Source organism: Gordonia sp. SMJS1 (assembly GCF_029866425.1).
Lineage (GTDB): Bacteria > Actinomycetota > Actinomycetes > Mycobacteriales > Mycobacteriaceae > Gordonia > Gordonia hongkongensis.
Genome location: NZ_CP123381.1, coordinates 1,257,927 through 1,280,358, shown reverse-complemented (window position 1 = coordinate 1,280,358; position 22,432 = coordinate 1,257,927). Strand labels below are relative to the sequence as shown.

Here is a 22,432-nt window from a genome sequence, read left to right as displayed (position 1 = left end):
AACCGAACGAGAAGTACCGGAACAAGGTATCGCCAGGCACCGACAATTCCTCCCGCCCCTCGATCAGAGGTCATGAGTGTTCCGCGGAACACTGCGCCGGCTGGCGGCGACCTCGACTCAGCTCGCCGCACTCTCCCGCTGCGGTCAAGCCCCTGGAAGTGGTGTAACTGAATGGTGATCCTTCGTGGGTGGTCAGGCGGGTAGTTGCATCAGGTCATCGGTGCTCACCTCCGTCGGCGAGCTGGTGGCGGGGTCGGTGGTCAGGGTGAGTCGGCAGCGGCTGAGGACTTCGAGACCGAGGTAGCGGCGGCCTTCGGCCCATTCGTCGGTCTGCTCGGCCAGGACGGCGCCGATGAGGCGAACGATGGCATCCCGGTTCGGGAAGATCCCGACCACGTCGGTGCGGCGTCGGATCTCCCGGTTGAGCCGCTCGGTGGGGTTGTTGGACCAGATCTGCCGCCACACATCGTCGGGGAACGCGATAAACGCCAGCAGGTCCTCGCGGGCATCGCCGAGGTGGTCAGCAACCTCGGGCAGTCTGCCTTCGGTGTAGTCCAAGAGCCGGTCGAACTGGGCATTGACAGCCTCGGCGGTGGGCTGGTCGTAGACGCTATGCAGCATCGCCTTCACGGCCGGCCACATCGACTTGGGGCACGCGGCCATGAGGTTTGCGGCGTAGTGGGTGCGACAGCGCTGCCAGGCGGCCCCGGGCAGGTTCGCCGCGATCGCCTCGATCAGCCCGGCGTGGGCATCGGAGGTCACCAGCCGGACTCCGCCCAGGCCACGGGCCACCAGGTCGGCGAAGAAGGTGTTCCACGAGGCCTTCGTCTCGCTGGTGGCGACTTGCATGCCCAGGACCTCGCGGTGGCCGTCACCGTTGACCCCGGTGGCCAGCAGCACCGAGGCTTTGACGACCTGCTTGTTCTCCCGGACCTTGATCGTCAGCGCATCGGCGGTGACGAACGTGAACGGTCCGGCCTCGTCCAGGCGCCGGTGCCGGAACGCCGCGACCTGCTCATCGAGGTCTTCGGCCATGCGGGAGACCTGGGACTTGGACAGCGAGTCGATGCCGAGAGTTTTGACCAGCTTGTCCATCCGGCGGGTGGAGACCCCGGCCAGGTAGCAGTCCGCCACGACGGTGATCAGCGCGGATTCGGCCCGCTTGCGACGCTCGAGCAGCCACTCGGGAAAGTAGGAGCCCGAGCGGAGCTTGGGGATGGCGACGTCGACGGTGCCGACCCGGGTATCCAGGGGCCGGTGGCGATAACCGTTGCGGTAGTTGGTGCGCTCTGACGAGCGGGCGTTCCACTCGGCGCCGCACACGGCGTCGGCGTCCGCGGACAGCAGGGCGTTGATCATGGTCTGCAGCAGCTCGCGCATCAGATCCGGTGACGCGTCGGTCAGGGCTTGGCTAAGCAGGCCTGCAGGGTCGACAATATGGGGTGCGGTCATCGTGATGACTCCGTTCGAGGATTCGGTAGAAGGTTGACTCGAAGGATCACACGGTGGCCGCTCTACATCCGTACACAACACGGAATCGCAGACGATCTCGGCCACCGAGTTACACCACTCTATGGGGCACTACTCCCGCTGCGCGACCTTGGGTTCGATCACCTCGGTCGCGTAGGTCTTACCCCACTCGTTGAGGGCGGTGACGAAGGGGCGCAACGCCCGTCCCTGTTCGGTGAGCGAGTACTCAACTCTCGGTGGGACTTCGGGATAGGCCGTGCGCTGCACGATGCCGTCACATTCGAGTTCACGTAGCTGGCGGGTGAGCACTCGTGGCGTGACCGGACCGACTGCCCGCCCGAGGGCGCCGTATCGCATCGGCCCCTCGAGAAGGTTCTTGACGATGGTCATCTTCCAGGAACCGCCGAGCACGGCGACGCTCACCTCGACCGGGCACACCTCGTAGGCGCGTCGAACCGGGTCGCGCAACACGGGATCATCCTGGTTCTCCATCGCACATCCCTGCCATCGCCGTGGACATTCTCGTCCATATGGACAATATTGTGCATACTACCGCCGACGTGCATCAGGCGTTAGACAGAAGTCATGTACCTTTCCGTCGACAACCCCGAGAACTCTGTAGACCAGGACTTCGCGCGCTTCACCTCCCCGACGGTCGGAGCAACCCTCGGCTCGGTCGCGATTCTCGCGACCGTCGCGACTGCGGCCCTCTCCGACACCGGAACACTGCCGGGGTTGCTCGGGATGGCCGGCGCCGGGGCGCTCCTGGCCCTGATGCAGATCGCCGTGCAGTGTCAGGCGGCGATACTCGTCCTGCGAGACAGACGATGGCTTCCGGCACTGCCGCCCGCGGCGATCTGCGCCGCGACACTGACCGCGCTCTACCTGCTGGCCTTCGATCACGCTGCCGGCTGGTACCTGCTCCTCATCAGCGCAGTAGCTGTCGCCGGGTATGTCGCGGTGCTCGGGGAGGGGCACGCAGCCATCCGCGTCTTCGACGGCGCCGAACGTCATATCGAGGACACACCAAGGCACCGGTGAAGCCAACTGCCGACGCCACCAGGCGGACCTCGAGGCGCTGCCATCTCACGGACGGGCGACTTCGAGCGAACAGGGAGGCAGGGCTACATGAGGGCAGACAGCTTCGAACCGGTGGTCGTCGACGATGACCAGGACGCGTCCCGGGCAGGTCGCGCGCTGGCAGTGATCTCGACGCAGCGCGATCAACTCATAATCCTGACTGTGCACGGCAGCATCGACCTGCTCACCGTCCCGCAGTTGGGTGCGGCCGTGCTGGAAGCAGTGAGCGAGCGACCCCGGGGGCTGATCGTCGACCTCACCGCCACCGACTTCCTCGCGTCGTCCGGCATCGCCGCGCTCCTCGCCGCGCACGCGGCCGTCACCCCGGCCGGCGGCCGGTTCGGCGTCGTCGGCGGGCATCCCGCCATCACTCGGCCCCTGCGGCTGACGGGCCTGGACGACACGCTCGACCTCTATCCCACCCTGGCCGACGCGTTCTCGGCGATGGTCCCGGACTGACGGCTCCGGCTCACTCCGCGCCGAGAAACTGGACGAGGACCGCGTTCACCGCCTGCGGCGCCTCGATGGGGATGAGGTGCGTCCCGGGGATCACGGCCAGGCGGGCACCCGGAATGGCGGCAACGACGTCGCGGCTGTGCTCGAGCGTCACCTCGTCGCGGTCCCCCTGCATGACCAGCGTCGGTGCTGTGATCGCGGCCAGATCACCGAGGTCGATCTCGGGTTCGGAGTTGATCATCGCCATCGTCTTGTCGAAGATGACCTGGAAATGCCTTGCACCGTCCGGGGATTCGGACGCGTAGTCGGCAGCGAAGAACTCCATCAGCTCGTCGTCGGCGGAATCGAGCGCGTCGAGGATGCCGCCGACCGCCCGGCCCGAACTGTTGTAGTACTGGCCGATCAGGACCAGATGCCGGACCAGGTCGGGCCGACGCAGCGCGACCAGCACACCCACCACCGCGCCATCGCTCCACCCGACGATCTCGGCGGGACCACCGATTACCTCGTCGAGGTAGGCGATCGTCTCCTCGGCCATGTCCGCGTAGTGGAACTCGTCGGTCACGTCCGGGCTGTGTCCGTGACCGTGACGTTCCGGACAGAAGACCTTCCACCCCGCGTCGACAAGGGCCGGCACCTGCCCGCCCCACGACGATGCACCCGAGAAGGCGCCGTGGAGCAGCACGAGCGGCTGCCCGGCGCCCTGGATCTCGTGCCAGACACGGGTATTCGGCGTCGGATGACTGATGGTCGTGTACTCGCGGATCGGAGAGGTCACGTGACCACCGTACGGGGGCATCGGTGCGGCCGATGAGAAACCGGCGTCGAGCGGGTCAGCCTTGTTGAGTGCACACACGACGAGAGGGAGTCCCATGCCCACCGACACCACGCAGGCACGATCGATATCGGCGGCCGCCGATCACATGCTCGCTCTGACCGCCACAGTCGCCGACGCCGACCTGGGCCGTCCGACCCCCTGCGGCGACATGGACCTCGCCGCGCTGGTCGCCCACGTCGACGGCCTGTCCCAGGCCTTCGCGGCCGCGGCGCGGAAGGACTTCGGACCGCTGACCTCGACGCCGCCGGACCCAGCGCAGAGTCAGCTCTCGACGCAGTGGCGCGACGACCTGCGTCGCCACGTCCACGACCTCGCCGACTCCTGGGATGACCCCGCCGCCTGGGACGGCATGACCCGGGCGGGCGGTGTCGAACTGCCGGCCGAGATCATGGGACTCGTGGCGCTGTCGGAACTCGTGCTGCACGGATGGGACATCGCACGTGCCATGGGCATCCCGTTCGACATCTCCGACGACATCCTCCAGGTCGTCTTCGACCTCCACTACCCACCCCAACCGCAGGAAGAGCGCGACGGCATGTTCGGGCCGGTGGTCGAGGTACCCGACGACGCACCCCTCGTCGACCGCCTCGCCGCCTTGACCGGACGGGATCCCCGGTGGCCGCAGGCGGCGAAGGCGGACTAGCGGTTGAACGGCCAGCCGGTGATCTTCTTCTCCCGCGGCGGGGCGTAGGTCCGTATCTTCGACGTCGAGAGCCCCATTCGGACAAGACCTTCGGCGATCGTGACCGCCGCCCGCACACCGTCGACGATCGGCACTCCGGTCGCCTCACGAACCTGCTCCTCGAGTTCGGCCATGCCGCCGCACCCGAGGCAGATCACCTCGGCGTGGTCGTCGCTGACCGCACGCGTGGACTGTTCCACGATCGCCTTCACGGCCCGCTCCGGGTCCGACTCGAGTTCCAGCACACCGAGTCCCGACGCCCGCACCGATGCGCACCGCTGGTCGAGGCCGGCGAGCTTGAGCCGGTCCTCGATGAGCGGGACCGTCCGGTCCAGGGTCGTCACCACCGAGAAGCGGTGTCCCAGATACATCGCCGTCGACGCCGCGGCCTCGGTGATGTCGACGACCGGCACCTCGAGGAGCTCCTGGAGTCCCTCTCGGCCGTGTTCGCCGTAACCGGCCTGGATGACCGCGTCATACGGTTCGGGGTAGGCGAGGATCGCGTCCATCACGGCGATCGCGGCGAGGTAGGACTCGAAATTCCCCTCACACGAGTCGGCGCCGAAACGCGGTGTGATCCCCACGATCTCGGTCCCCGGGGAGGCGACCGAGCGGGCCGAGTCGGCGATGGCCTCGGTCATCGACACGGTGGTGTTGACGTTGGCGACCAGGATGCGCACGGTGATGTCCTTTGTGGGTCAGTGAGTGCTGGCGACGGAGATCGACTCGCCCGACACCTCGGCGAACGGACCGCGACGGTCGGCGACCGCCAGGTACACGATCGCACCGAGACCGGCGCCGATGAACCAGGAGAACTCCGAGATCACCTCGAAGGCCGGGACGAAGGCCATCACCAGGGCGATGGCCGCAGTCGGGACGAGCGCGAGGATCGCCCGCATGTTGACCCCGTTCCGGTAGTGGTAGGCGGCGCCCGGTGCCTCGGTGAACAACGCGGGCACGTCGATTCGCGAACGGCGGACGAGCCAGTAATCGGCCATGACGATACCGAACAGCGGGCCGAGAAGGGCACCGAGTCCGCCGAGGAAGTAGTTGATCACCGCCGGCGAGTTGTAGAGGTTCCACGGCAGGATGACCAGGCCGATGATCGCGGCGACGAGCGCCGCGCGCCGGAAGTCGAGGTGGCGCGGGAACAGGTTGGACAGCGCGTAGATCGGCGCGACGAAGTTGGCCATGAGGTTCACGGCGACAGTGAGGATCAGCAGCGCGAGGCAGGCCAGCACCAGCAGGAACGTGTTGGGAACGGTCTGGACGATGTCCGACGGCGACTCGATGACTGTGCCGTTGATGCGGAACTGCGCTCCGGCGAGGGTGATCACGATGGCGCCGAAGAGCAGCATGTTCAGCGGGATGCCCCAGAAGTTCCCGCGCACGATCGCTTTTCGCGATTCCGCGTTGCGGGTGAAGTCACAGAAGTTGAGGACGAAGGTCCCGTAGATCGCCACCCACAGGCTCGCGCCGCCGATGATCTGGAGCCACATGTCCACGCCGGTCAGCGAATCGGGCGTCGACCACGCGATGGTCCAGTCGGCGTTGCTCAGCATCCAGACGGCCAGGGCGACCATGGTGACCAGGATGACCGGACCGGCGAAGGCCTCGTAGCGACGGATCATCTCCATGCCGTAACTGACGATGATCACCTGGATCACCCACAGCGAGACGAACGAGATCCAGCCCAGGGTGGAGAGCCCGAGGAAACGATTGGTGTCCAGGTCGGCGGCGCCGGGGAACAGCGCCACCAGCATGATTCGCAGGACGACCGACGCGAGGTAGGTCTGGATGCCGAACCACGCGATCGCCACCCCACCGCGGATGAGGGCGGGGATCTGGGCGCCGCGGAACCCGAACGAGATGCGGCTCATGACCGGGAACGGCACGCCCGTCTTCTCCCCCATGAAGCCGGAGAGATTCAGCAGCAGGAAGAGGAACACCCCACCCAGCACCAGGGCGGTCAGGATCTGCCACCCGCCGAGCCCGAGCGCGAACAGACCGATGGCGAAGGCGTAGTTGCCGAGACTGTGTACGTCGTTGGCCCACAACGTGAAGATGTTGTAGGTGTTCCAGCGTCGTCCGACGCGGCTGGTCGGTGCCAGGTCGTCGTTGTACAGCTTCGGACTCAGCCCGGCCGGGACGGTGCCGGTGACCTCCGAAACCGGTCCGTCGACGGGGGCTGTGTGCTACTCAGTGCTCATGTCTGCACTTTCGGTCGGACGGTCATCGATGACCGCGCTCCTACACTCGCGGAGTTCCGTGATGTGGAATGAATTTTCCGCGTTCGTGACAGTTAGCCTGACGATCGAGGCCGTTGTCAATAGCACGACACCGGCCTACTCGCGAGTTGAGTTCCGAAATGACGCAGCTTCATTCCATGATGAGGAATAACCTGGGTTAGTCTCTGGAACGACACCGGACACGGCACCAGCAAGGAGTCCCGCCCCATGACCGCAACACCCGATGCCCCGGCCGCTACTTCCGACGCACCGTTCGACCTGGTCGTGCGGGGTGAACAGACTCTCACCACGGCCGGCATCGTGGCCCGCGAGATCGGTATCCGCGACGGTCGGATCGTCGCGATCGAGCCCCTCGGCAGCGGACTGACCGGGGCCGAGGTCATCGAGCTCGCCGACGATCAGGTCATGATCCCCGGACTCGTGGACACCCACGTACACGTCAACGAGCCCGGGCGCACCGAGTGGGAGGGTTTCGACTCGGCCACCCGGGCGGCGGCCGCGGGTGGTGTCACCACGCTCATCGACATGCCGCTCAACTCGATCCCGCCGACCGTGAACGTCGACGCGTTGGCCGAGAAACGTGCTGCGGCACAAGGTAAGACACACATCGACGTCGGATTCTGGGGCGGCGCCATCCCGGGCAACGAGGACGATCTGCGCGGCCTGCACGACGCGGGTGTGTTCGGCTTCAAGTGCTTCCTGCTGCATTCGGGAGTGGACGAGTTCCCGCACCTGACGGCCGACGAGATGGAAGCCGACATGGCCAAACTCGCCGAATTCGACTCGCTGATGATCGTCCACGCCGAGGACTCCCGCGCCATCGACAAGGCCCCCTCCCCCGAGGGCGATGAGTACACCCGCTTCCTCGCGTCCCGTCCGCGCGGCGCCGAGAACCTGGCGATCGCGGAGGTCATCGAGCGGGCGCGCTGGACCGGCGTCCGCGCCCACGTCCTCCACCTGTCGTCGTCGGACGCGCTGCCGATGCTGGCCAGCGCGAAGCGCGACGGTGTGAAGATCACTGTCGAGACCTGCCCGCATTACCTCACCCTGCTGGCCGAAGAGGTACCCAACGGCGCGACGGCCTTCAAGTGCTGCCCGCCCATCCGCGAGGCCGGCAACCGTGAACTGCTGTGGGAGGGGCTGCTGGCCGGCACCATCGACTGCATCGTCTCCGACCACTCGCCCTCGACCGTCGACCTCAAGGACCCCGAGAACGGCGACTTCGGCGTCGCATGGGGTGGGGTCGCCTCGCTTCAGCTCGGGCTGTCGCTCATCTGGTCCGAGGCAAAGAAGCGCGGCATCGACCTGCCGCAGGTCATCGAGTGGATGGCGTCGAAACCCGCCGACCTCGCCGGCCTGCCGACCAAGGGTCGCATCGCCCTCGGCTGCGACGCCGACTTCGCGATCTTCGAGCCGGAATCCGCGCAGATCGTCGACGTCAACCGCCTCCACCACAAGAACCCGGTCAGCCCCTACGACGGCCGGGCACTCGCCGGTGTGGTCAAGGGGACCTGGGTGCGCGGGCAGAAGGTCGACTTCGAGACCGCCCGCGGTCGCATGCTCCGCCGCGGCGACGTCTGACCTCCTGCTGCCTGAGCCCCGGTCCCCGCTGCCTGAGCCCCCGGTAAGCTGGGCCGAATGAGTTCGGATGACCAGCACACCGGCCTGGCCGATGAGTTGGCGGCGCGTTCCGACGACGCGCTGACCGAGCTCCTCCTCGAGCGCCCCGACCTCGCCTCACCGACGCCGTCGGGGACGCGGGTACTGGCGCAACGGGCCCTGTCGGCGGCGTCGTTGGCCCTGGCCGGCGAGGATCTCGACATCCTTGCCGTCGCGGTTCTGGAAGAGGTCGCCGCCCGCCACAGCCGCAGCCCGAAGAAGTCGCGGCGTCCGTCGGTCACCACGATCGTCAAGGCCCTGTCCGGCCGCGCCGATGCGGCCGCCGTCCGCGCCCGTCTCGATCTCCTCCGACGCCGCGCGATCCTCTGGGGCGAGGACTCGTCCCTCGGCGCCGGTGAACACGTCGACTCCGCGATGCCGTGGAAGGCCAAGCACCTCAGTGGTCCGCTCGTCGGGCGGTCGGGCGAGGAGATCGCGGCGATGATCGCCGATCTCGACGAGCGACCCCTCGGTCTGCTGCACACCCTCGCCCGCGGTCCGGCCCTGGGCCGCAGTCGTGATGCGGCCCACGACGCCGACCCGTCCTCCCCGGTCGCCCGACTGATCTCGTCGGGCCTCCTCGCGCGCATCGACGATCAGACCGTCGAGCTACCGCCGATGGTGGGCGCCGTGCTCCGCGAGGAACCTGCTTGGCGCACAGACGTGTTGGAGCCGCCACCGCTCCACGAACCCGGCGCGAAGCCACGTTTCGGGGCCAAGGCGGTCGACGCCGCAGCCGGCGGCGAGGCACTCGAACTCATCCGTCACCTCACCCAGCTGATCGCGGTCCTCGGCGCGACGCCGGCGGCGGTGCTCCGCTCCGGCGCGCTCGGCGTCCGCGGGCTCCGTCGTCTGGCGAAGCTGACCGGTCTCGAGACACAGCGGGTCGCGTTCCTCGTCGAACTCGCCGCCTATCTCCGGCTCATCGACGCGGGCTTCCCGGATCCCCCGCCGCCCAACGATTCCGGCGAGCAGTCCTTCGCGCCCACCTCCACCGCCGACACCTGGTTGCACCAACCGCGCGAACGCCAGTGGCTCGCGCTGGCCGACGCCTGGATGCACATGCCGCGCCGCGCCTGGCAGGTCGGCGAACCCGATCGCGACGGCAACGCGCTGCCGACGCTGGGCTCGGACCTCCACGACGCGTACGCCCCGGTGCAGCGTCAGCTCATCCTGTCCACCCTCGCCCACGCCGACCCCGCGGTGGGAGTCCCCGCCGACACTCTCCTCGCGAACCTGCACTGGCACCGCCCCCGTCAGATCCGGCGCTTCAGCCGCCGCGTCGTCGCCGAGACCCTGCGTGAGGCACGGGAATTGGGACTGGTCGCGCACGACGCCCTGACCACCGTCGGTCGTGCGTACACCATCGAGGAGTCACCGGACTCCGACCCCGCCGACGTCGACGCGGCGGTGCTCGCCGCGATGCGCAAAGCCCTGCCCGAGCCGGTGGACCACTTCCTGACCCAGGCCGATCTGACGTTGACGGTCCCCGGCCCGATGACGCCCGAACTCGCCGAACAGGTGGAGCTCGTCGCCGATCTGGAATCGGGCGGTGCGGCGTCGGTCTATCGGGTCTCACCGGAGAGCGTGCGCCGTGCGCTCGACGCGGGCCGCAGCAGCAACGAACTGCTCTCGATGTTCACGAAACACTCGAGAACCCCGGTGCCACAGTCACTCACGTATCTCATCGACGACGTCGCACGACGCCACGGCCAGTTGCGCGTGGGCGTCGCGTCGGCGTTCATCCGCTGCGAGGACCCGACCGTGCTGGCGGCTGTGCTGCGCAGTGCGGCGGCCGAACCGCTCGCGCTGCGGGCGCTGGCACCCACGGTCGCGGTGTCGCCGTCGGAGGTCCGCGACGTGATCGATCAGCTGCGGGCGGCGGGATTCGCTCCGGCGGGCGAAGATTCGTCCGGAGCCCTGGTCGACCTCCGCGAACGCGGCAGCCGGGTTTCGGTGTCGCGGGCACGTCGGCAGGCCCAGCCACGCCGGAACGCGCCGTCGGAGGCACAGCTGCGGTCGGTGGTGACCCGCATCCGCTCGACCGACCGGGCGGCGGCGGCGACCCCGGTGCGCGGCGCCGTCACGACGACCCCGGTGCGGGCGAGCGGCGGAGGCGAATCCGCCACTGCGCTCATCCAGCTCGCACTGCGCGCCAACCGCAGGCTGCGCGTGGGATACGTCGACGCACAGGGATCGGCGAGCCGGCATGTGGTGACCCCGAAGATCCTCGGCGCCGGCCAGCTCGTGGCCGTCGAGGAGGGCAGTGATGACGAGCAACGGTTCTCGCTGCACCGCCTCACCAGCGTCGAGCTGCTCGACGCCTGAGTCCAGCGGGTAGAGACATCCTGTGAAAGACGTCTCATCCTTGGTAGCCTCGGGTATGACCGCGGCACCGAAACTCCCCGCTCGCGAACATCTCGGCCTCGTCGCCGACACCTACCAGCACGACCTCGTCGCGCGGATGAAACCCGCGCCGAAGCGTCGCCGGGTGAAGCGGCCGGTCGATCTGGTCACCGCCATCGGGCCTTCGCTCGCCGGCACCAACGTGATCATGCAGCTCGCCAATCCGAAGGTCGGGTACGGCGTCCACGAGAGCCGCGTGCCGTCGGGCAATGCGATCAAGCGGCCCATCAAACGGGGGCGCACCACCGGCACGTTCCTCGCCGTCGCACTGATGGGCTCCGACGACGACAAGGCCTACGTCCACGAGGCCGTCGGCCGCATCCACGACCAGGTGTACTCCACCCAGTCGAGTCCCGTTCGCTACAGCGGGAACGACTCGCGCCTGCAGCTGTGGGTCGCGGTGTGTCTGCTCAAGTACTTCATCGACCAGTACGAACTGCTCTATGGTCCGCTGAGCGCCGAGGAGAAGCAGATGGTGCTCGACGAGGCGCACCCGCTGGGCACCGCACTCAACGTTCCCCGGGACAAGTGGCCGGCGACCTACGACGATCTGCTCGTCTACTGGAACGCCGAACTGTCCTCGCTGCGCATCGACGACCCGGTGCGCGACGAGCTCCGCAGCCTCGCCGACCTGTCCTTCCTGGAGTACCGGGTCGGAAAACTCGGCACGCTGCTGCACGCCACGATCGGGCCGTCGCTCGCCTACGCGATCAAGGCCGGGTTGCCACCGGAGTTCCGCACGATGATGCGGTGGCGGTGGACCGAACGCGACGAACGCCGCTATCAGCGGGCGCTTGCCGGCTTCCGCCGCGTCGACCCTCTGGTGGCACCAGTTCTGCGCGGGATCTTCCGGCTCAACATCATCGACCTGCGGGTCCGTCGCAAGCTCGGCATCCCCGTCTTCTGAGTTCGCCGGGGTCTCTCGCGTCACAGCGCAGGCCCGACGCTGACAATCGTCGGTGCGATCTGGACAATGGAGCGGGTGACCGATGGACCCCTGATCGTGCAATCCGACAAGACGCTGCTGCTCGAGGTGGATCACCCCGACGCCGCGGCGGCGCGCGCGGCGATCGCACCCTTCGCCGAACTCGAACGCGCCCCCGAGCACGTCCACACCTACCGGGTCACCCCGCTCGCGCTGTGGAACGCCCGCGCCGCAGGTCACGACGCCGAACAGGTCGTCGACGCACTCGTGACGTACTCGCGCTACGCGGTGCCCCAGCCGCTGCTGATGGACGTCGTCGACACCATGGGCCGGTTCGGTCGCCTGCAACTGGTCAAGCATCCGGCGCACGGACTGACACTCGTCAGCCTCGACCAGGCCGTCCTCATCGAGGTGATGCGCAACAAGAAGGTCGCCCCGATGCTGGGTGCGCGCATCGACGACGACACGGTCATCGTGCATCCGTCCGAGCGCGGTCGTCTCAAGCAGGTGCTGCTGAAGGTCGGCTGGCCGGCCGAGGACCTCGCCGGGTACGTCGACGGCGAGGCACACGCCATCGACCTCGCCCAGGACGACTGGCAGCTGCGTGACTACCAGGAGATGGCAGCCGACTCGTTCTGGGCCGGCGGCTCGGGTGTGGTGGTGCTCCCCTGCGGTGCCGGCAAGACGATGGTCGGCGCGGCGGCGATGGCCAAGGCCGGCGCGACGACGCTGATCCTGGTGACCAACACGGTCGCCGGCCGCCAGTGGAAACGTGAACTCATCGCGCGCACGACGCTCACCGAAGAAGAGATCGGCGAGTACTCGGGCGAGCGCAAGGAGATCCGTCCCGTCACGATCGCCACGTATCAGGTGATGACACGGAAGTCGAAGGGCGAGTACAAGAATCTCGACCTGTTCGACTCCCGCGACTGGGGTCTGATCATCTACGACGAGGTCCATCTCCTCCCCGCCCCCGTCTTCCGGATGACCGCCGACCTGCAATCGCGTCGTCGTCTCGGCCTCACCGCAACCCTGGTCCGCGAGGACGGCCGCGAGGGCGACGTCTTCAGCCTGATCGGACCCAAGCGATACGACGCCCCGTGGAAGGACATCGAGGCGCAGGGGTGGATCGCGCCGGCCGACTGCGTCGAGGTCCGGGTGACCCTGACCGACGAGGAACGCCTGCAGTACGCCGTCGCCGAGCCCGAGGAGAAGTACAAGCTCTGCTCGACGGCCCACACCAAGGTCAACGTGGTCAAGGCGATCCTCGACAAGCACCGGGGTCAGCAGACCCTGATCATCGGCGCCTACATCGACCAGCTCGAGGAACTGGGCCGCGAACTCGACGCCCCGGTGATCCAGGGATCGACGAAGAACAAGGAACGCGAGGTCCTGTTCGACCGGTTCCGCTCCGGCGAGTTGCAGACCCTCGTCGTGTCGAAGGTGGCGAACTTCTCCATCGACCTCCCCGAGGCGTCGGTCGCGGTGCAGGTGTCGGGGACGTTCGGCTCACGTCAGGAGGAGGCCCAGCGCCTCGGCCGGCTGCTGCGACCGAAACGCGATGGCGGACAGGCGCATTTCTACTCGGTGGTGTCGCGCGACACCCTCGACGCCGACTACGCGGCGCACCGCCAGCGGTTCCTCGCCGAACAGGGGTACGCCTACCGCATCACCGACGCCGACGACCTCCTCGGCCCGACGATCGGTGAGGGTTCAGCCGGGTGATTCACGATTCGGCGCCGGGAGCAACGGTCGGGTAGCCAAGCGTCGATGCGCCCGCCAGAAGCCGGTGATCATAAGCGACGAAGGCACTCATCTCGGCGCGTATGACGCTCGCAGAGGCGAGATGCAAGGCGTCGAGCGAGCGCAGCGAAGACGGGCCGATCGATTCGGCGATGTCGATGACGGTAACGCTCAGCGGGATCACGTCCAGAGCATCGAGGAGAACACGCGCTCGCTCATGAAGGCCCGGGCTGCCATCACGCAACGCGGTGCGCATCAATTCGACTCGTCCCAGCGCACTCGTCACGGTCGGGACCCCTGGATGCAGCGCGAGCCACTCGATCAGCTGAGCGGTCTCGGCCTCGCGCACCACGAGTTTCACCATCGCTGCGGTGTCGAGATAGATCAACGATCCTCGCGAACCTGGTCGAGGACTTCGGTGAGCGCGCGCGCCGGCAACGTCTCGGGGTGCAGCCCGGTTATGCCGCCCGCACGTCGGGCCGGCAGGAGTATCCCGGCCTCGATGAGCGCGTCTCTACTTCTCTCCCCCGCAGACACCGGGACCAACCGCGCAACCGTGCGGCCTCGGTTGGTGATGGCCAACTCTTCCCCGGCCTCGACCTGCGCGAGATACCGCGAGGCGTGCTGCCTGAGCTCGCGGATACCGATCGTCCTCATTCCTGCAGGGTAGCACCTGAAGTGCTACTTGCCCCGTGCTCCCTGAGGAGCGCCCGGAGCTTGCGGAGGGCGCGTCCACTGCTCCCTGAGGAGCGCCCGGAGCTTGCGGAGGGCGCGTCACGAAGGGTCGATTCACGTCTCGACGAGGCAGTACCCGATCGACTCCGGCTCGTAGAAAACCCATGTCGTCTCCTCGCCCGAACAAGTCACCGACGCATCCGACCGCGTCGTGACACGGGCGAGGACGGTCTGCGCCGTTGCGGCGCTCGTGCAGGGGGCTTCCCGGTAGTCGGCGAGGGAACCGCCCGACAGCGGCACCAGATAACACAGATCCTCGTAGAAATTCGGCGTGAGACAGACCTTGTCGGAGCTGCCCGGGAAGGTGAGTGTCGAGTTCTGCGGGCTCGCACACGATGTCGACGCGGCGATCTTCGAGGCGGTGTAGAAGTTGAGACCGGCCGAGTCGCAGTCGACCTTCGACGCGTTCACGCTCGTCGCCGATCCGGAGTCGGTCGCGATGCCGATGCACTCGCCGACCTGCACGTCCCCCGGTCCGTTGACCGGCGACGTGGAGGAGTCGGTGGTGCGGGGAGCAGACGTGCCGGCGGCGGACGTCGAGGTCTCCGGCCCGGCGGCCGTGGTGGAGCGCGACGTCGAGGTGTCACTCGCGGTCGGTGCACTCGACACCTGCGTCGCCACGTAGACGACCCCGGCCGCGATCGCGAGCACGAGGACGGCCGCGAGTGACCCCAGTGCGATCAGCAGCCCGGACCGCTTCTTCGGCGGTGGTGGTGGTGCGTAGCCACCCTGCGAGGGGAACCCGCCGGGGTAGGTCCCCGGCTGCGACTGGTACGGCGAATACTGCTGCGGCCCTTGTGGATAGGACAGGGGGTTCACCGGAACGGGCGGGGCCACCGGAACCGGTGGCACGGGCGACGGCGCGCGCACCGTCGGCTCCTTGGACAGCTGTGGAACGGTGAGCGCGCGTTCGAGGTCGACGGCGAAGTCGCGGCACGACCCGTACCGGCGGTCCGGCTCTTTCGCGAGGGCGCGACCGAACACCGCGTCGACGTCGCCCGAGATACCCGGGCGCAGGGTCGACGGTCGCGGCGGCATCGCCTGCAGGTGGCCGGCGATGATCGACGCGGTGCCGGCACCCTGGAACGGCGGCCGCCCGGTGAGCAGTTCAAAGACGGTGGCCGCGAGCGCGTACTGGTCGGCGCGGCCGTCGACCGGATCGCCGAGCAGCTGTTCGGGTGAGGCATACGCGACGGTGCCGAGGAAGACGTTGGTCGAGGTGAGATGACTGACGTCCTGCTCCGACTTGGCGATCCCGAAGTCCGCGAGCAACACCCGCGGTTCCGGACCACCCGCGCCCTGCAGCAGGATGTTGGCCGGCTTGACGTCGCGATGGAGCAACCCCGTCGCGTGGGCCCGGTCGAGCGCGGCGCCCACCGCGCGCACGATCGCGATCACCGTCGCGGTGTCGAGTCCCCGCGGGGTCTGGCGCAAGAGCTTCAGCGCATCGATGCCGTCGATGTACTCCATCGCGATCCACAGGTGGCCGTCGTACTCGCCGGAGTTGAAGATCGTCACGATCGACGGGTGGACGACGCTCGACGCGTGCTCGGCCTCTTTGACGAAACGCTGCCGGTACATCGGGTCGCGACTGAGGTCGGCGGGCAGTACCTTCAGTGCCTCGTTCCGCGGCAGGTGGGGATGCCGCGCGAGGTAGATCTCGCCCATGCCACCCCGGCCGACGAGTCGGATGATGGTGTAGCCGGCGAAGTGCTCGCCGGGATTGCGCGGCATCGCTCCTCCTCATCCGTGTCGGCGACTGGGGTCAGTCTGTCACCCCCGCAGCGCCCACCGCGACCGTTGAAGAGAGGACCTGTGCCACTGTTGGAACATGTCATCCGCGAACCGGACAGTCGACCGCCTGCGTCCGTTCACCACGACGATCTTCGCCGAGATGTCGGCGCTGGCCGTCGAGCACGACGCCGTGAACCTCGGGCAGGGCTTCCCCGACACCGACGGGCCGGCATCGATGCTCGACGCCGCGCGCGAGGCGATCAGCGACGGCCGCAATCAGTACCCGCCGGGTATCGGTGTGCCGGAGTTGCGGCACGCGGTGGCGCGGCAGCAGCGTGATCGGTATCGCCTGGACTATGACCCCGACCGCGAGGTGCTGATCACGGTCGGCGCGACCGAGGCGATCGCCGGCGCCGTCGTCGGTCTGGTGGAGCCGGGTGACGAGGTCATCATGATCGAGCCCTACTACGACGCCTACGCCGCCGCCGTGGCGATGGCCGGGGGTGTGCGGCGCGTCGTGCCGCTGGTCCCCGACGGCGACGGCTTCCGACTTGACCGCGAGCGTCTTGCCGCGGCCTTCGGGCCGAAGACATCGATGGTGGTGGTGAACAGCCCGCACAATCCGACGGGGACCGTGCTGTCGACCGACGACCTGGCCGAGATCGCACGGCTGTGCGTCGCGCACGACGTCATCGCCGTCACCGACGAGGTCTACGAATACCTGGTCTTCGACGGACGGACGCACACCCCGCTCGCGGCGCTGCCGGGTATGCGGGAACGCACCCTGCGGATCTCCAGCTCCGGCAAGACCTTCAACTGCACCGGCTGGAAGGTCGGCTGGGTGAGCGGTCCGCCCGAACTCGTCGCCGCGGCACGGACGGCGAAGCAGTACATGTCCTATGTCGGCTCCGGGCCGTTCCAGCCCGCGGTGGCGCACGCGCTGGAGCACGAGTTGGACTGGGTCCACGAGTCGGCGCGAGGGCTGCAGGCCAAACGCGACCTGATCTCGACCGCACTGTCCGACGCCGGTTTCGCCGTACACCGTAGCGAGGCAACCTATTTCGTCTGCGCCGACCCTCGTCCTCTCGGCATCGACGACGGCATCGAGTTCTGCCGAACGCTGCCCGAACGCATCGGCGTGGCCGCGGTGCCGGTCTGTGTGTTCACCGACGACCGCGAACCCTGGCACCACATGCTCCGGTTCGCCTTCGCCAAACGCGACGAGGTGATCGCCGAAGCCGCCGAGCGGTTGCGCCGGTTGTGACTCCACCCCGCCGGTTGAGCCGGCACCGAGCGGAGCCGCCGGGCCGAGCAAGCGACGAAGGAGCGCGTCGAGGTCGAGGCGCCGAGTCGAAGCCACTTGGTGACCACCCCCGCTGGTTGAGCCGGCCCCGAGCGCAGCGAGGCGCCGAGTCGAAGCCACTTGGTGACCCGACAGCCTGAAGCTCAGCGCAACGCCGGGATCACCCGCTGCTCGAACATCTCGAGGTCCTCGCGGTCGACGGCGATGTTCGGGAAGTAGCAGATCCCGTAGGACATCCCGGCGTCGGCGAGCCCGCGAAGGTTCTCGGCGACCTGTTCAGGCGTCCCAACCGCGGGCATCCCCCGGAACGCGCCCAAACTGCCGGAGGCAGCGTCGGCCGACGATCTTGCTCAGCCGGGCTTCGAGGTCGGTGAGCTTGCGCTCCACGTCGGCCTCGGTCTCGCCGAGCATCACGTTGTAATTGGCCGAGCGGGTGATCGACGCGAAGTCGCGTCCGAGGTCGGCGCAATGTTGTTGCAGGACCGACGATTTGTGCGCGAACCCGTCCGGCGTGCCGTCGAAGTTGGTGTAGTCGGCGTACTTGGCCGCGATACGCAGCGTCTTCTTCTCCCCGCCGCCGGCGATCCATAGTGGCAGCCGCCCGGCCGTGGGCTGCGGGGCGCAGATGGCGTCGTCGACGGTGTAGTGCTTGCCGTCGAGCGTCGCCCGTCCGGTCTCCCAGGCCTGCTTCATGATCTGCACTCCCTCGTCGAGCCGCGCCAGCCGCTCACCCGCCGACGGGAATCCGTAACCGTATGCACGCCACTCGTGTTCGTACCAGCCGCCACCGATGCCCATCTGGACGCGACCGCCGGAGATCAGGTCCGCGGTGGCGGCGACCTTCGCGAGGTACATCGGGTTGCGATAACCCATCGCGGTGCACATCTGGCCGATCTCGACCCGACTCGTGGTGGCGGCCAGGGCGGCCACGAGAGTCCACGCCTCATGCGTGGCCTCGTCGGTGGGCAGCGGGACGGTGTGGAAGTGGTCGTACACCCAGATCGAGTCCCAGCCGCCCGACTCGGCGCGGTCGGCGACCGACGACATCACCCCCCACTGGTCCGCGGGTTCCACACCCACGAGATCGAGACGCCAGCCCTGGGGAATGAAGAGTCCGAATCGCATGCGGTCCAACTTACGCGCCGCGATCTCTTGGAAACTTACAAGCAGTCCGGACTGTTTGTGCTACCGTCACTGATGTGACCGAGCCCACCCGCGCCCCGCGTCGTCGTACGCAGGCCGAACGCACCGCGACCACCCGTGCGCTCATCCTCGACGCGGCCGTCGACGCCCTCGTCGACGTCGGCTACGCAGCCACCACCACGCAGGAGGTGAACCGCCGCGCGGGGATCTCGCGCGGCGCCCTGCTGCATCACTTCCCCACCCGGGAATCGCTGGTGGTCGCCGCGGTCGGGCACCTCGTCGAACGCCGGCTGGCAGAGATCCTGTCGCGGCCCCGCACGGGCGACGAGGGACTCGAGATCCTCGTCGAGGCGTTCAGCGGTCCGCTGTTCGACGCCGCTCTCGAGTTGTGGGTCGCCGCCCGCTGCGACGTCGGGCTACGAACCGCGATCATCCCGCTCGAACAACAGGTCTCCGACGCCCTCGCCGTCGGTTGTGCCGAGTTGTTCGGCGACCGGTACACCGCCGCGGAACTCGAACTCTCCATCGAACTCGCACGCGGACTCGCGGTGTCGCGCATCCTGCGCTCGCCCGACGCCGACCGCGCGCTGCTCGACCGACTCCTGCCCGTATGGAAGGAACTCCTGTCTCATGACTGAACCCAGTCCGACCCTCGCGCAGCAGGACACGCTGCCCCGGCGCGTCGACGTCCTCGTCGTCGGTGTCGGATTCGGCGGCCTCGCCGCCCTGCATCGTCTGCGAAAGGACCATCCGCAGCTGCAGACCCTGGCGATCGAGCGCGGCGACGGCGCGGGTGGTGTCTGGCGCGAGAACGACTACCCGGGCGCGGCCTGCGACGTCCCGACGTCCTTGTACTCGTTGTCGTTCGCGCCGAACCCGGAGTGGTCGCACACCTACGGGCGTCGCGACGAGATCCATCGGTATCTACGCTCGGTCGCAGTCGATTTCGCCGATCAGATCCGATACAACTGCGCGCTGACGTCGGCGCGCTGGGACGGTGGCACGCAGGAGTGGGTCGTCGACACGACCGACGGTGAGATCCGGTGCCGCTACCTGGTCGCGGCGCCCGGTGCGCTGTCCGAACCCGGCCTGCCGACCGTCCCCGGCGCCGACGAGTTCACCGGCACGATGTTCCACTCCGCCGACTGGGACCATTCCCACGACCTGCACGGTCGACGCGTCGCGATCGTCGGCACCGGCGCGTCGGCGATCCAGATCGTGCCCGAGATCGTGGACGAGGTCGGGCATCTCACGGTCTTCCAGCGCACCCCCGCCTGGGTCGTCCCGCGTCTGGACCGCAACATCGGCACCCTCGAACGCGCGCTCTATCGTCGGGTTCCCGGTATCCATCGACTGGTCCGGCGGATGGTGTGGACCTATCGCGAGGCCTACGTCCTCATGATGGCCCGCAATCCCAAGCTGCTGCCGATCGCGAAGACCATCGCGCTGGCCCAGCTGCGTGTCCAGGTCCGCGACCGTGCGCTACGCCGTCGGCTCACCCCCGACTACACCATCGGCTGCAAGCGGATGTTGTTGACCAACAAGTGGTTCCCCGCCCTCCAGCGCGACAACGCGACCGTCACTGGAGCAATCACCCGCCTCACCGCACGCGGTGCCGTCGACGACCAGGGTCGCGAGCACGAGGTCGACACGGTCGTCTTCGCGACCGGGTTCACCCCCACCGAGCCGCCCATCGCGTCGGCGATCACCGGGCGCGACGGCCGCACGCTGGCCCACGCGTGGAAGGGTTCGCCGCGCGCCTACCGCGGGGTCGAGGTCCACGGCTTCCCCAATCTGTTCTTCCTGTACGGCCCCAACACGAATCTCGGTCACAGCTCGATCGTGCTGATGCTGGAGCCGCAGGCGTACTACATGAGCAAGGCACTCGCCGAACTCTCGCGTAGCGGCCGGTCGACCTTCGAGGTCACCGAGGATGCACAGGACCGCTACAACTCCGAACTCGATCCCGAACTCGAACGCACCGTCTGGAATTCGGGTGGCTGCTCGAGCTGGTACCTCGACTCCACCGGTCGCAACTCGGTGATGTGGCCGAAGTTCACGAGCGACTTCCGCCGGATGATGTCGTCCTTCGAACCCACCGACCACCGCTTCGACGCCGCGATCCCCGCCGCACCCGTCGACCAGGCAGTCACCACCGGATCAGACGCCGCATCCGACGCCACCGAATCCGACACCGAGAGGACCGTCGCACCGTGAGTTCCACCCCTGACCATTACGACGCCATCGTCATCGGCTCCGGTTTCGGCGGATCGGTTGCGGCCCTGCGACTCACCGAGAAGGGCTACCGCGTCGCGGTCATCGAGTCCGGTCGGCGTTTCTCCGACGGCGAGCTGCCCAAGACGAGCTGGCGCCTCAAGGACTACGTCTGGGCACCCGCGCTCGGACTGTTCGGGGTGCAGCGCATGCACCTGCTGCGCGACGTGCTCGTGATGGCCGGTGCGGGCGTCGGCGGTGGATCGCTGAACTACGCGAACACCCTGTACCGTCCGCTGCCGACGTTCTTCGACGACCCGCATTGGGGATCGATCACCGACTGGGCATCCGAGCTCGACCCGTACTACGACCAGGCCTCACGCGTGCTCGGCGTGACCACGTATCCGAAGGTGACGCCCGCCGACCGCGTGATCCGCAAGGTCGCCGAGGAGATGGGAGTCGGCGACACCTTCGTCCACACCCCGGTCGGCGTGTTCTTCGGCGAGGCGGGCAAGACGGTCGACGACCCGTTCTTCGGCGGCGCCGGCCCGGCACGCACCGGGTGCACCGACTGCGGCGCCTGCATGACGGGATGTCCGGTGGGAGCGAAGAACACGCTCGTCAAGAACTACCTCTACCTGGCCGAACAGGCCGGTGCCGAGATCATTCCGATGACGACCGTGGACACCGTCCGGCCGCGTTCGGGCGGCGGGTACGTCGTGGAGTCGCACCGGTCGGGCCGACGCTGGTCGCGCCGCGGGCGCCGCACCTTCACCGCCGATCACGTGGTGTTCGCCGCCGGGACGTACGGCACCAACAAGCTGCTGCTGGACATGCAGCAGGGCGGCCACCTGCCCGGGCTGTCGTCGCGCCTGGGCAAGGTGGTCCGCACCAACTCCGAGGCGGTCCTGGCCGCCACCGCACGCGACCTCGACATCGACTACACCGAGGGTGTCGCGATCACGTCGTCGTTCCACCCCAATGACCACACGCACATCGAACCCGTGCGATATGGCAAGGGCAGCAACCTCATCGGCATGTTGCAGGCCATTCTCGTCGACGGTGGCGGTCCGCTGCCGCGACTGCTGCAGGCGCTGATCGAGATGGTCCGTCACCCGGTGATCACGCTTCGCGGACTCTAGGTACGACGCTGGTCGGAGCGCACCATCATCGCACTCGTCATGCAGACCGCCGACAACTCGCTCGAGTTGTTCTCGCGCCGAGGTCGTTTCGGCCCGATGCTGCGCAGCCGGCAGGGCGAGGGCGATCCCCCGCCGACGTGGATCCCGGAGGGACACGAGGCGGTGCGCGCCGTCGCACGCGAGATCGACGGCGACGCCGGCGGTTCCATCGTCGACCTGCTGAACATCCCGATGACGGCCCACTTCCTGGGCGGCTGCTCGATCGGACGCTCGGCGGCCGACGGCGTGGTGGACCCGTACCACCGGGTGTTCAACCACCCGGGGCTGCACATTGTCGACGGCGCGACCGTCTCGGCCAACCTCGGCGTCAACCCGTCGCTGACCATCACCGCGCAGGCCGAACGCGCCCTGGCGATGTGGCCCAATGCCGGCGAGGCCGACCCGCGGCCCGAGCTCGGTGCGGCGTACCGGCCCGTCCAGCCGGTGGAGCCCCACCACCCGACGGTCCCCGCCCACGCGCCCGGCGCGCTGCGCCTCCCGATCACGCCGGTCTCCGACGCCACTCGCGCCGGCTGACCCGACCCCCCGCTGGTTGAGCCGGCACCATCCACTGCTGGTTGAGCCGGCACCGAGCGAAGCGAGGCGCCGAGTCG

17 protein-coding genes and 3 pseudogenes are annotated in these 22,432 nt (G+C 68.1%); 11 read left to right on the top strand and 9 right to left on the bottom strand.

The genetic code is table 11. The features are described 5' to 3' along the window. Window positions 1-192 precede the first annotated feature (192 nt). A complete protein-coding gene (locus QAD21_RS05830; protein WP_096905832.1) occupies window positions 193-1,452 on the bottom strand; it encodes an IS256 family transposase in 1,260 nt (419 codons plus the stop codon). A 129-nt stretch (window positions 1,453-1,581) separates the two neighbouring features. After that, a complete protein-coding gene (locus QAD21_RS05825; RefSeq protein ID WP_280360785.1) occupies window positions 1,582-1,962 on the bottom strand; it encodes a helix-turn-helix domain-containing protein in 381 nt (126 codons plus the stop codon). Window positions 1,963-2,055: 93 nt separating this feature from the next. On the opposite strand from QAD21_RS05825, the gene QAD21_RS05820 reads away from it, so the two are divergent. Further along, entirely contained in the window at window positions 2,056-2,511 is a 456-nt protein-coding gene (locus tag QAD21_RS05820; protein WP_240199402.1) for a hypothetical protein, read from the top strand. Between the two features lie 87 nt (window positions 2,512-2,598). Next, the gene (locus tag QAD21_RS05815; RefSeq protein WP_137810531.1) at window positions 2,599-3,009 is read left to right on the top strand and encodes an STAS domain-containing protein; all 411 of its coding nucleotides are present in this window, start codon (window positions 2,599-2,601) and stop codon (window positions 3,007-3,009) included. A gap of 10 nt (window positions 3,010-3,019) precedes the next feature. On the opposite strand, the gene QAD21_RS05810 is transcribed toward QAD21_RS05815, so the two are convergent. Beyond that, a complete protein-coding gene (locus QAD21_RS05810) occupies window positions 3,020-3,784 on the bottom strand; it encodes an alpha/beta hydrolase (RefSeq protein ID WP_137810532.1) in 765 nt (254 codons plus the stop codon). 94 nt (window positions 3,785-3,878) lie between these two features. Between QAD21_RS05810 and QAD21_RS05805 the strand changes: the two genes are divergently transcribed. Next, window positions 3,879-4,487 (top strand): TIGR03086 family metal-binding protein, encoded by a 609-nt coding sequence (locus QAD21_RS05805; RefSeq protein WP_068970588.1) that lies wholly within the window; start codon window positions 3,879-3,881, stop codon window positions 4,485-4,487. Here the strand turns inward: QAD21_RS05805 and QAD21_RS05800 are convergent. Continuing rightward, complete coding sequence (locus QAD21_RS05800) at window positions 4,484-5,206, bottom strand: aspartate/glutamate racemase family protein (protein ID WP_068970589.1); 723 nt, start codon at window positions 5,204-5,206, stop codon at window positions 4,484-4,486. The genes QAD21_RS05805 and QAD21_RS05800 overlap by 4 nt on opposite strands. A gap of 18 nt (window positions 5,207-5,224) precedes the next feature. Then, a pseudogene (locus QAD21_RS05795) lies at window positions 5,225-6,736 on the bottom strand (NCS1 family nucleobase:cation symporter-1). Between the two features lie 246 nt (window positions 6,737-6,982). On the opposite strand from QAD21_RS05795, the gene allB reads away from it, so the two are divergent. The 4 genes from allB to QAD21_RS05775 all read left to right on the top strand — a co-directional run bounded on the left by allB (window position 6,983) and on the right by QAD21_RS05775 (window position 13,490). Next, a complete protein-coding gene (gene allB / locus QAD21_RS05790) occupies window positions 6,983-8,356 on the top strand; it encodes an allantoinase AllB (RefSeq protein WP_137810533.1) in 1,374 nt (457 codons plus the stop codon). Window positions 8,357-8,413: 57 nt separating this feature from the next. Further along, window positions 8,414-10,762 (top strand): helicase-associated domain-containing protein, encoded by a 2,349-nt coding sequence (locus QAD21_RS05785; protein ID WP_137810534.1) that lies wholly within the window; start codon window positions 8,414-8,416, stop codon window positions 10,760-10,762. Between the two features lie 55 nt (window positions 10,763-10,817). Beyond that, window positions 10,818-11,747, top strand: a complete 930-nt coding sequence (locus tag QAD21_RS05780) for an oxygenase MpaB family protein (RefSeq protein ID WP_280360780.1) — start codon at window positions 10,818-10,820, stop codon at window positions 11,745-11,747. Between the two features lie 75 nt (window positions 11,748-11,822). Then, on the top strand, window positions 11,823-13,490 hold the full coding sequence (locus tag QAD21_RS05775; RefSeq protein WP_321179980.1) for a DNA repair helicase XPB: 1,668 nt from the start codon (window positions 11,823-11,825) through the stop codon (window positions 13,488-13,490). A 1-nt stretch (window position 13,491) separates the two neighbouring features. Here the strand turns inward: QAD21_RS05775 and QAD21_RS05770 are convergent, their stop codons facing one another. The 3 genes from QAD21_RS05770 to QAD21_RS05760 all read right to left on the bottom strand — a co-directional run bounded on the left by QAD21_RS05770 (window position 13,492) and on the right by QAD21_RS05760 (window position 15,977). Then, complete coding sequence (locus QAD21_RS05770) at window positions 13,492-13,896, bottom strand: type II toxin-antitoxin system VapC family toxin (protein WP_280360757.1); 405 nt, start codon at window positions 13,894-13,896, stop codon at window positions 13,492-13,494. Further along, window positions 13,893-14,165: a type II toxin-antitoxin system prevent-host-death family antitoxin gene (locus QAD21_RS05765; protein ID WP_280360756.1), complete on the bottom strand. Its 273-nt coding sequence runs from the start codon at window positions 14,163-14,165 to the stop codon at window positions 13,893-13,895. The genes QAD21_RS05770 and QAD21_RS05765 overlap by 4 nt, the downstream gene beginning before the upstream one ends. 132 nt (window positions 14,166-14,297) lie before the next feature. After that, entirely contained in the window at window positions 14,298-15,977 is a 1,680-nt protein-coding gene (locus QAD21_RS05760) for a protein kinase (protein WP_280360754.1), read from the bottom strand. A 97-nt stretch (window positions 15,978-16,074) separates the two neighbouring features. Between QAD21_RS05760 and QAD21_RS05755 the strand changes: the two genes are divergently transcribed. Then, window positions 16,075-17,241: a pyridoxal phosphate-dependent aminotransferase gene (locus QAD21_RS05755; protein WP_280360752.1), complete on the top strand. Its 1,167-nt coding sequence runs from the start codon at window positions 16,075-16,077 to the stop codon at window positions 17,239-17,241. Window positions 17,242-17,423: 182 nt separating this feature from the next. Here QAD21_RS05755 and QAD21_RS05750 read toward each other — a convergent pair. Further along, window positions 17,424-18,405: pseudogene (locus QAD21_RS05750) on the bottom strand (LLM class F420-dependent oxidoreductase). Between the two features lie 74 nt (window positions 18,406-18,479). Between QAD21_RS05750 and QAD21_RS05745 the strand changes: the two are divergent. The 3 genes and pseudogenes from QAD21_RS05745 to QAD21_RS05735 all read left to right on the top strand — a co-directional run bounded on the left by QAD21_RS05745 (window position 18,480) and on the right by QAD21_RS05735 (window position 22,355). Next, on the top strand, window positions 18,480-19,061 hold the full coding sequence (locus tag QAD21_RS05745) for a TetR/AcrR family transcriptional regulator (protein ID WP_058251656.1): 582 nt from the start codon (window positions 18,480-18,482) through the stop codon (window positions 19,059-19,061). Next, window positions 19,054-20,640, top strand: coding sequence for an NAD(P)/FAD-dependent oxidoreductase (locus QAD21_RS05740; RefSeq protein WP_280360750.1), 1,587 nt, complete (start codon window positions 19,054-19,056; stop codon window positions 20,638-20,640). The genes QAD21_RS05745 and QAD21_RS05740 overlap by 8 nt, the downstream gene beginning before the upstream one ends. Beyond that, window positions 20,637-22,355: pseudogene (locus QAD21_RS05735) on the top strand (GMC family oxidoreductase). The gene QAD21_RS05740 and the pseudogene QAD21_RS05735 overlap by 4 nt, the downstream one beginning before the upstream one ends. Window positions 22,356-22,432: the final 77 nt, after the last annotated feature.

Bases quoted from the DNA above. Each gene is read 5' to 3' on its own strand.
- QAD21_RS05805 (WP_068970588.1), top strand. From the start codon at position 3,879: ATGCCCACCGACACCACGCAGGCACGATCGATATCGGCGGCCGCCGAT.
- QAD21_RS05820 (WP_240199402.1), top strand. From the start codon at position 2,056: ATGTACCTTTCCGTCGACAACCCCGAGAACTCTGTAGACCAGGACTTC.
- QAD21_RS05760 (WP_280360754.1), bottom strand. From the start codon at position 15,977: ATGCCGCGCAATCCCGGCGAGCACTTCGCCGGCTACACCATCATCCGA.
- QAD21_RS05785 (WP_137810534.1), top strand. From the start codon at position 8,414: ATGAGTTCGGATGACCAGCACACCGGCCTGGCCGATGAGTTGGCGGCG.
- QAD21_RS05780 (WP_280360780.1), top strand. From the start codon at position 10,818: ATGACCGCGGCACCGAAACTCCCCGCTCGCGAACATCTCGGCCTCGTC.
- QAD21_RS05755 (WP_280360752.1), top strand. From the start codon at position 16,075: ATGTCATCCGCGAACCGGACAGTCGACCGCCTGCGTCCGTTCACCACG.
- allB (WP_137810533.1), top strand. From the start codon at position 6,983: ATGACCGCAACACCCGATGCCCCGGCCGCTACTTCCGACGCACCGTTC.
- QAD21_RS05765 (WP_280360756.1), bottom strand. From the start codon at position 14,165: ATGAGGACGATCGGTATCCGCGAGCTCAGGCAGCACGCCTCGCGGTAT.
- QAD21_RS05740 (WP_280360750.1), top strand. From the start codon at position 19,054: ATGACTGAACCCAGTCCGACCCTCGCGCAGCAGGACACGCTGCCCCGG.
- QAD21_RS05815 (WP_137810531.1), top strand. From the start codon at position 2,599: ATGAGGGCAGACAGCTTCGAACCGGTGGTCGTCGACGATGACCAGGAC.
- QAD21_RS05825 (WP_280360785.1), bottom strand. From the start codon at position 1,962: ATGGAGAACCAGGATGATCCCGTGTTGCGCGACCCGGTTCGACGCGCC.
- QAD21_RS05830 (WP_096905832.1), bottom strand. From the start codon at position 1,452: ATGACCGCACCCCATATTGTCGACCCTGCAGGCCTGCTTAGCCAAGCC.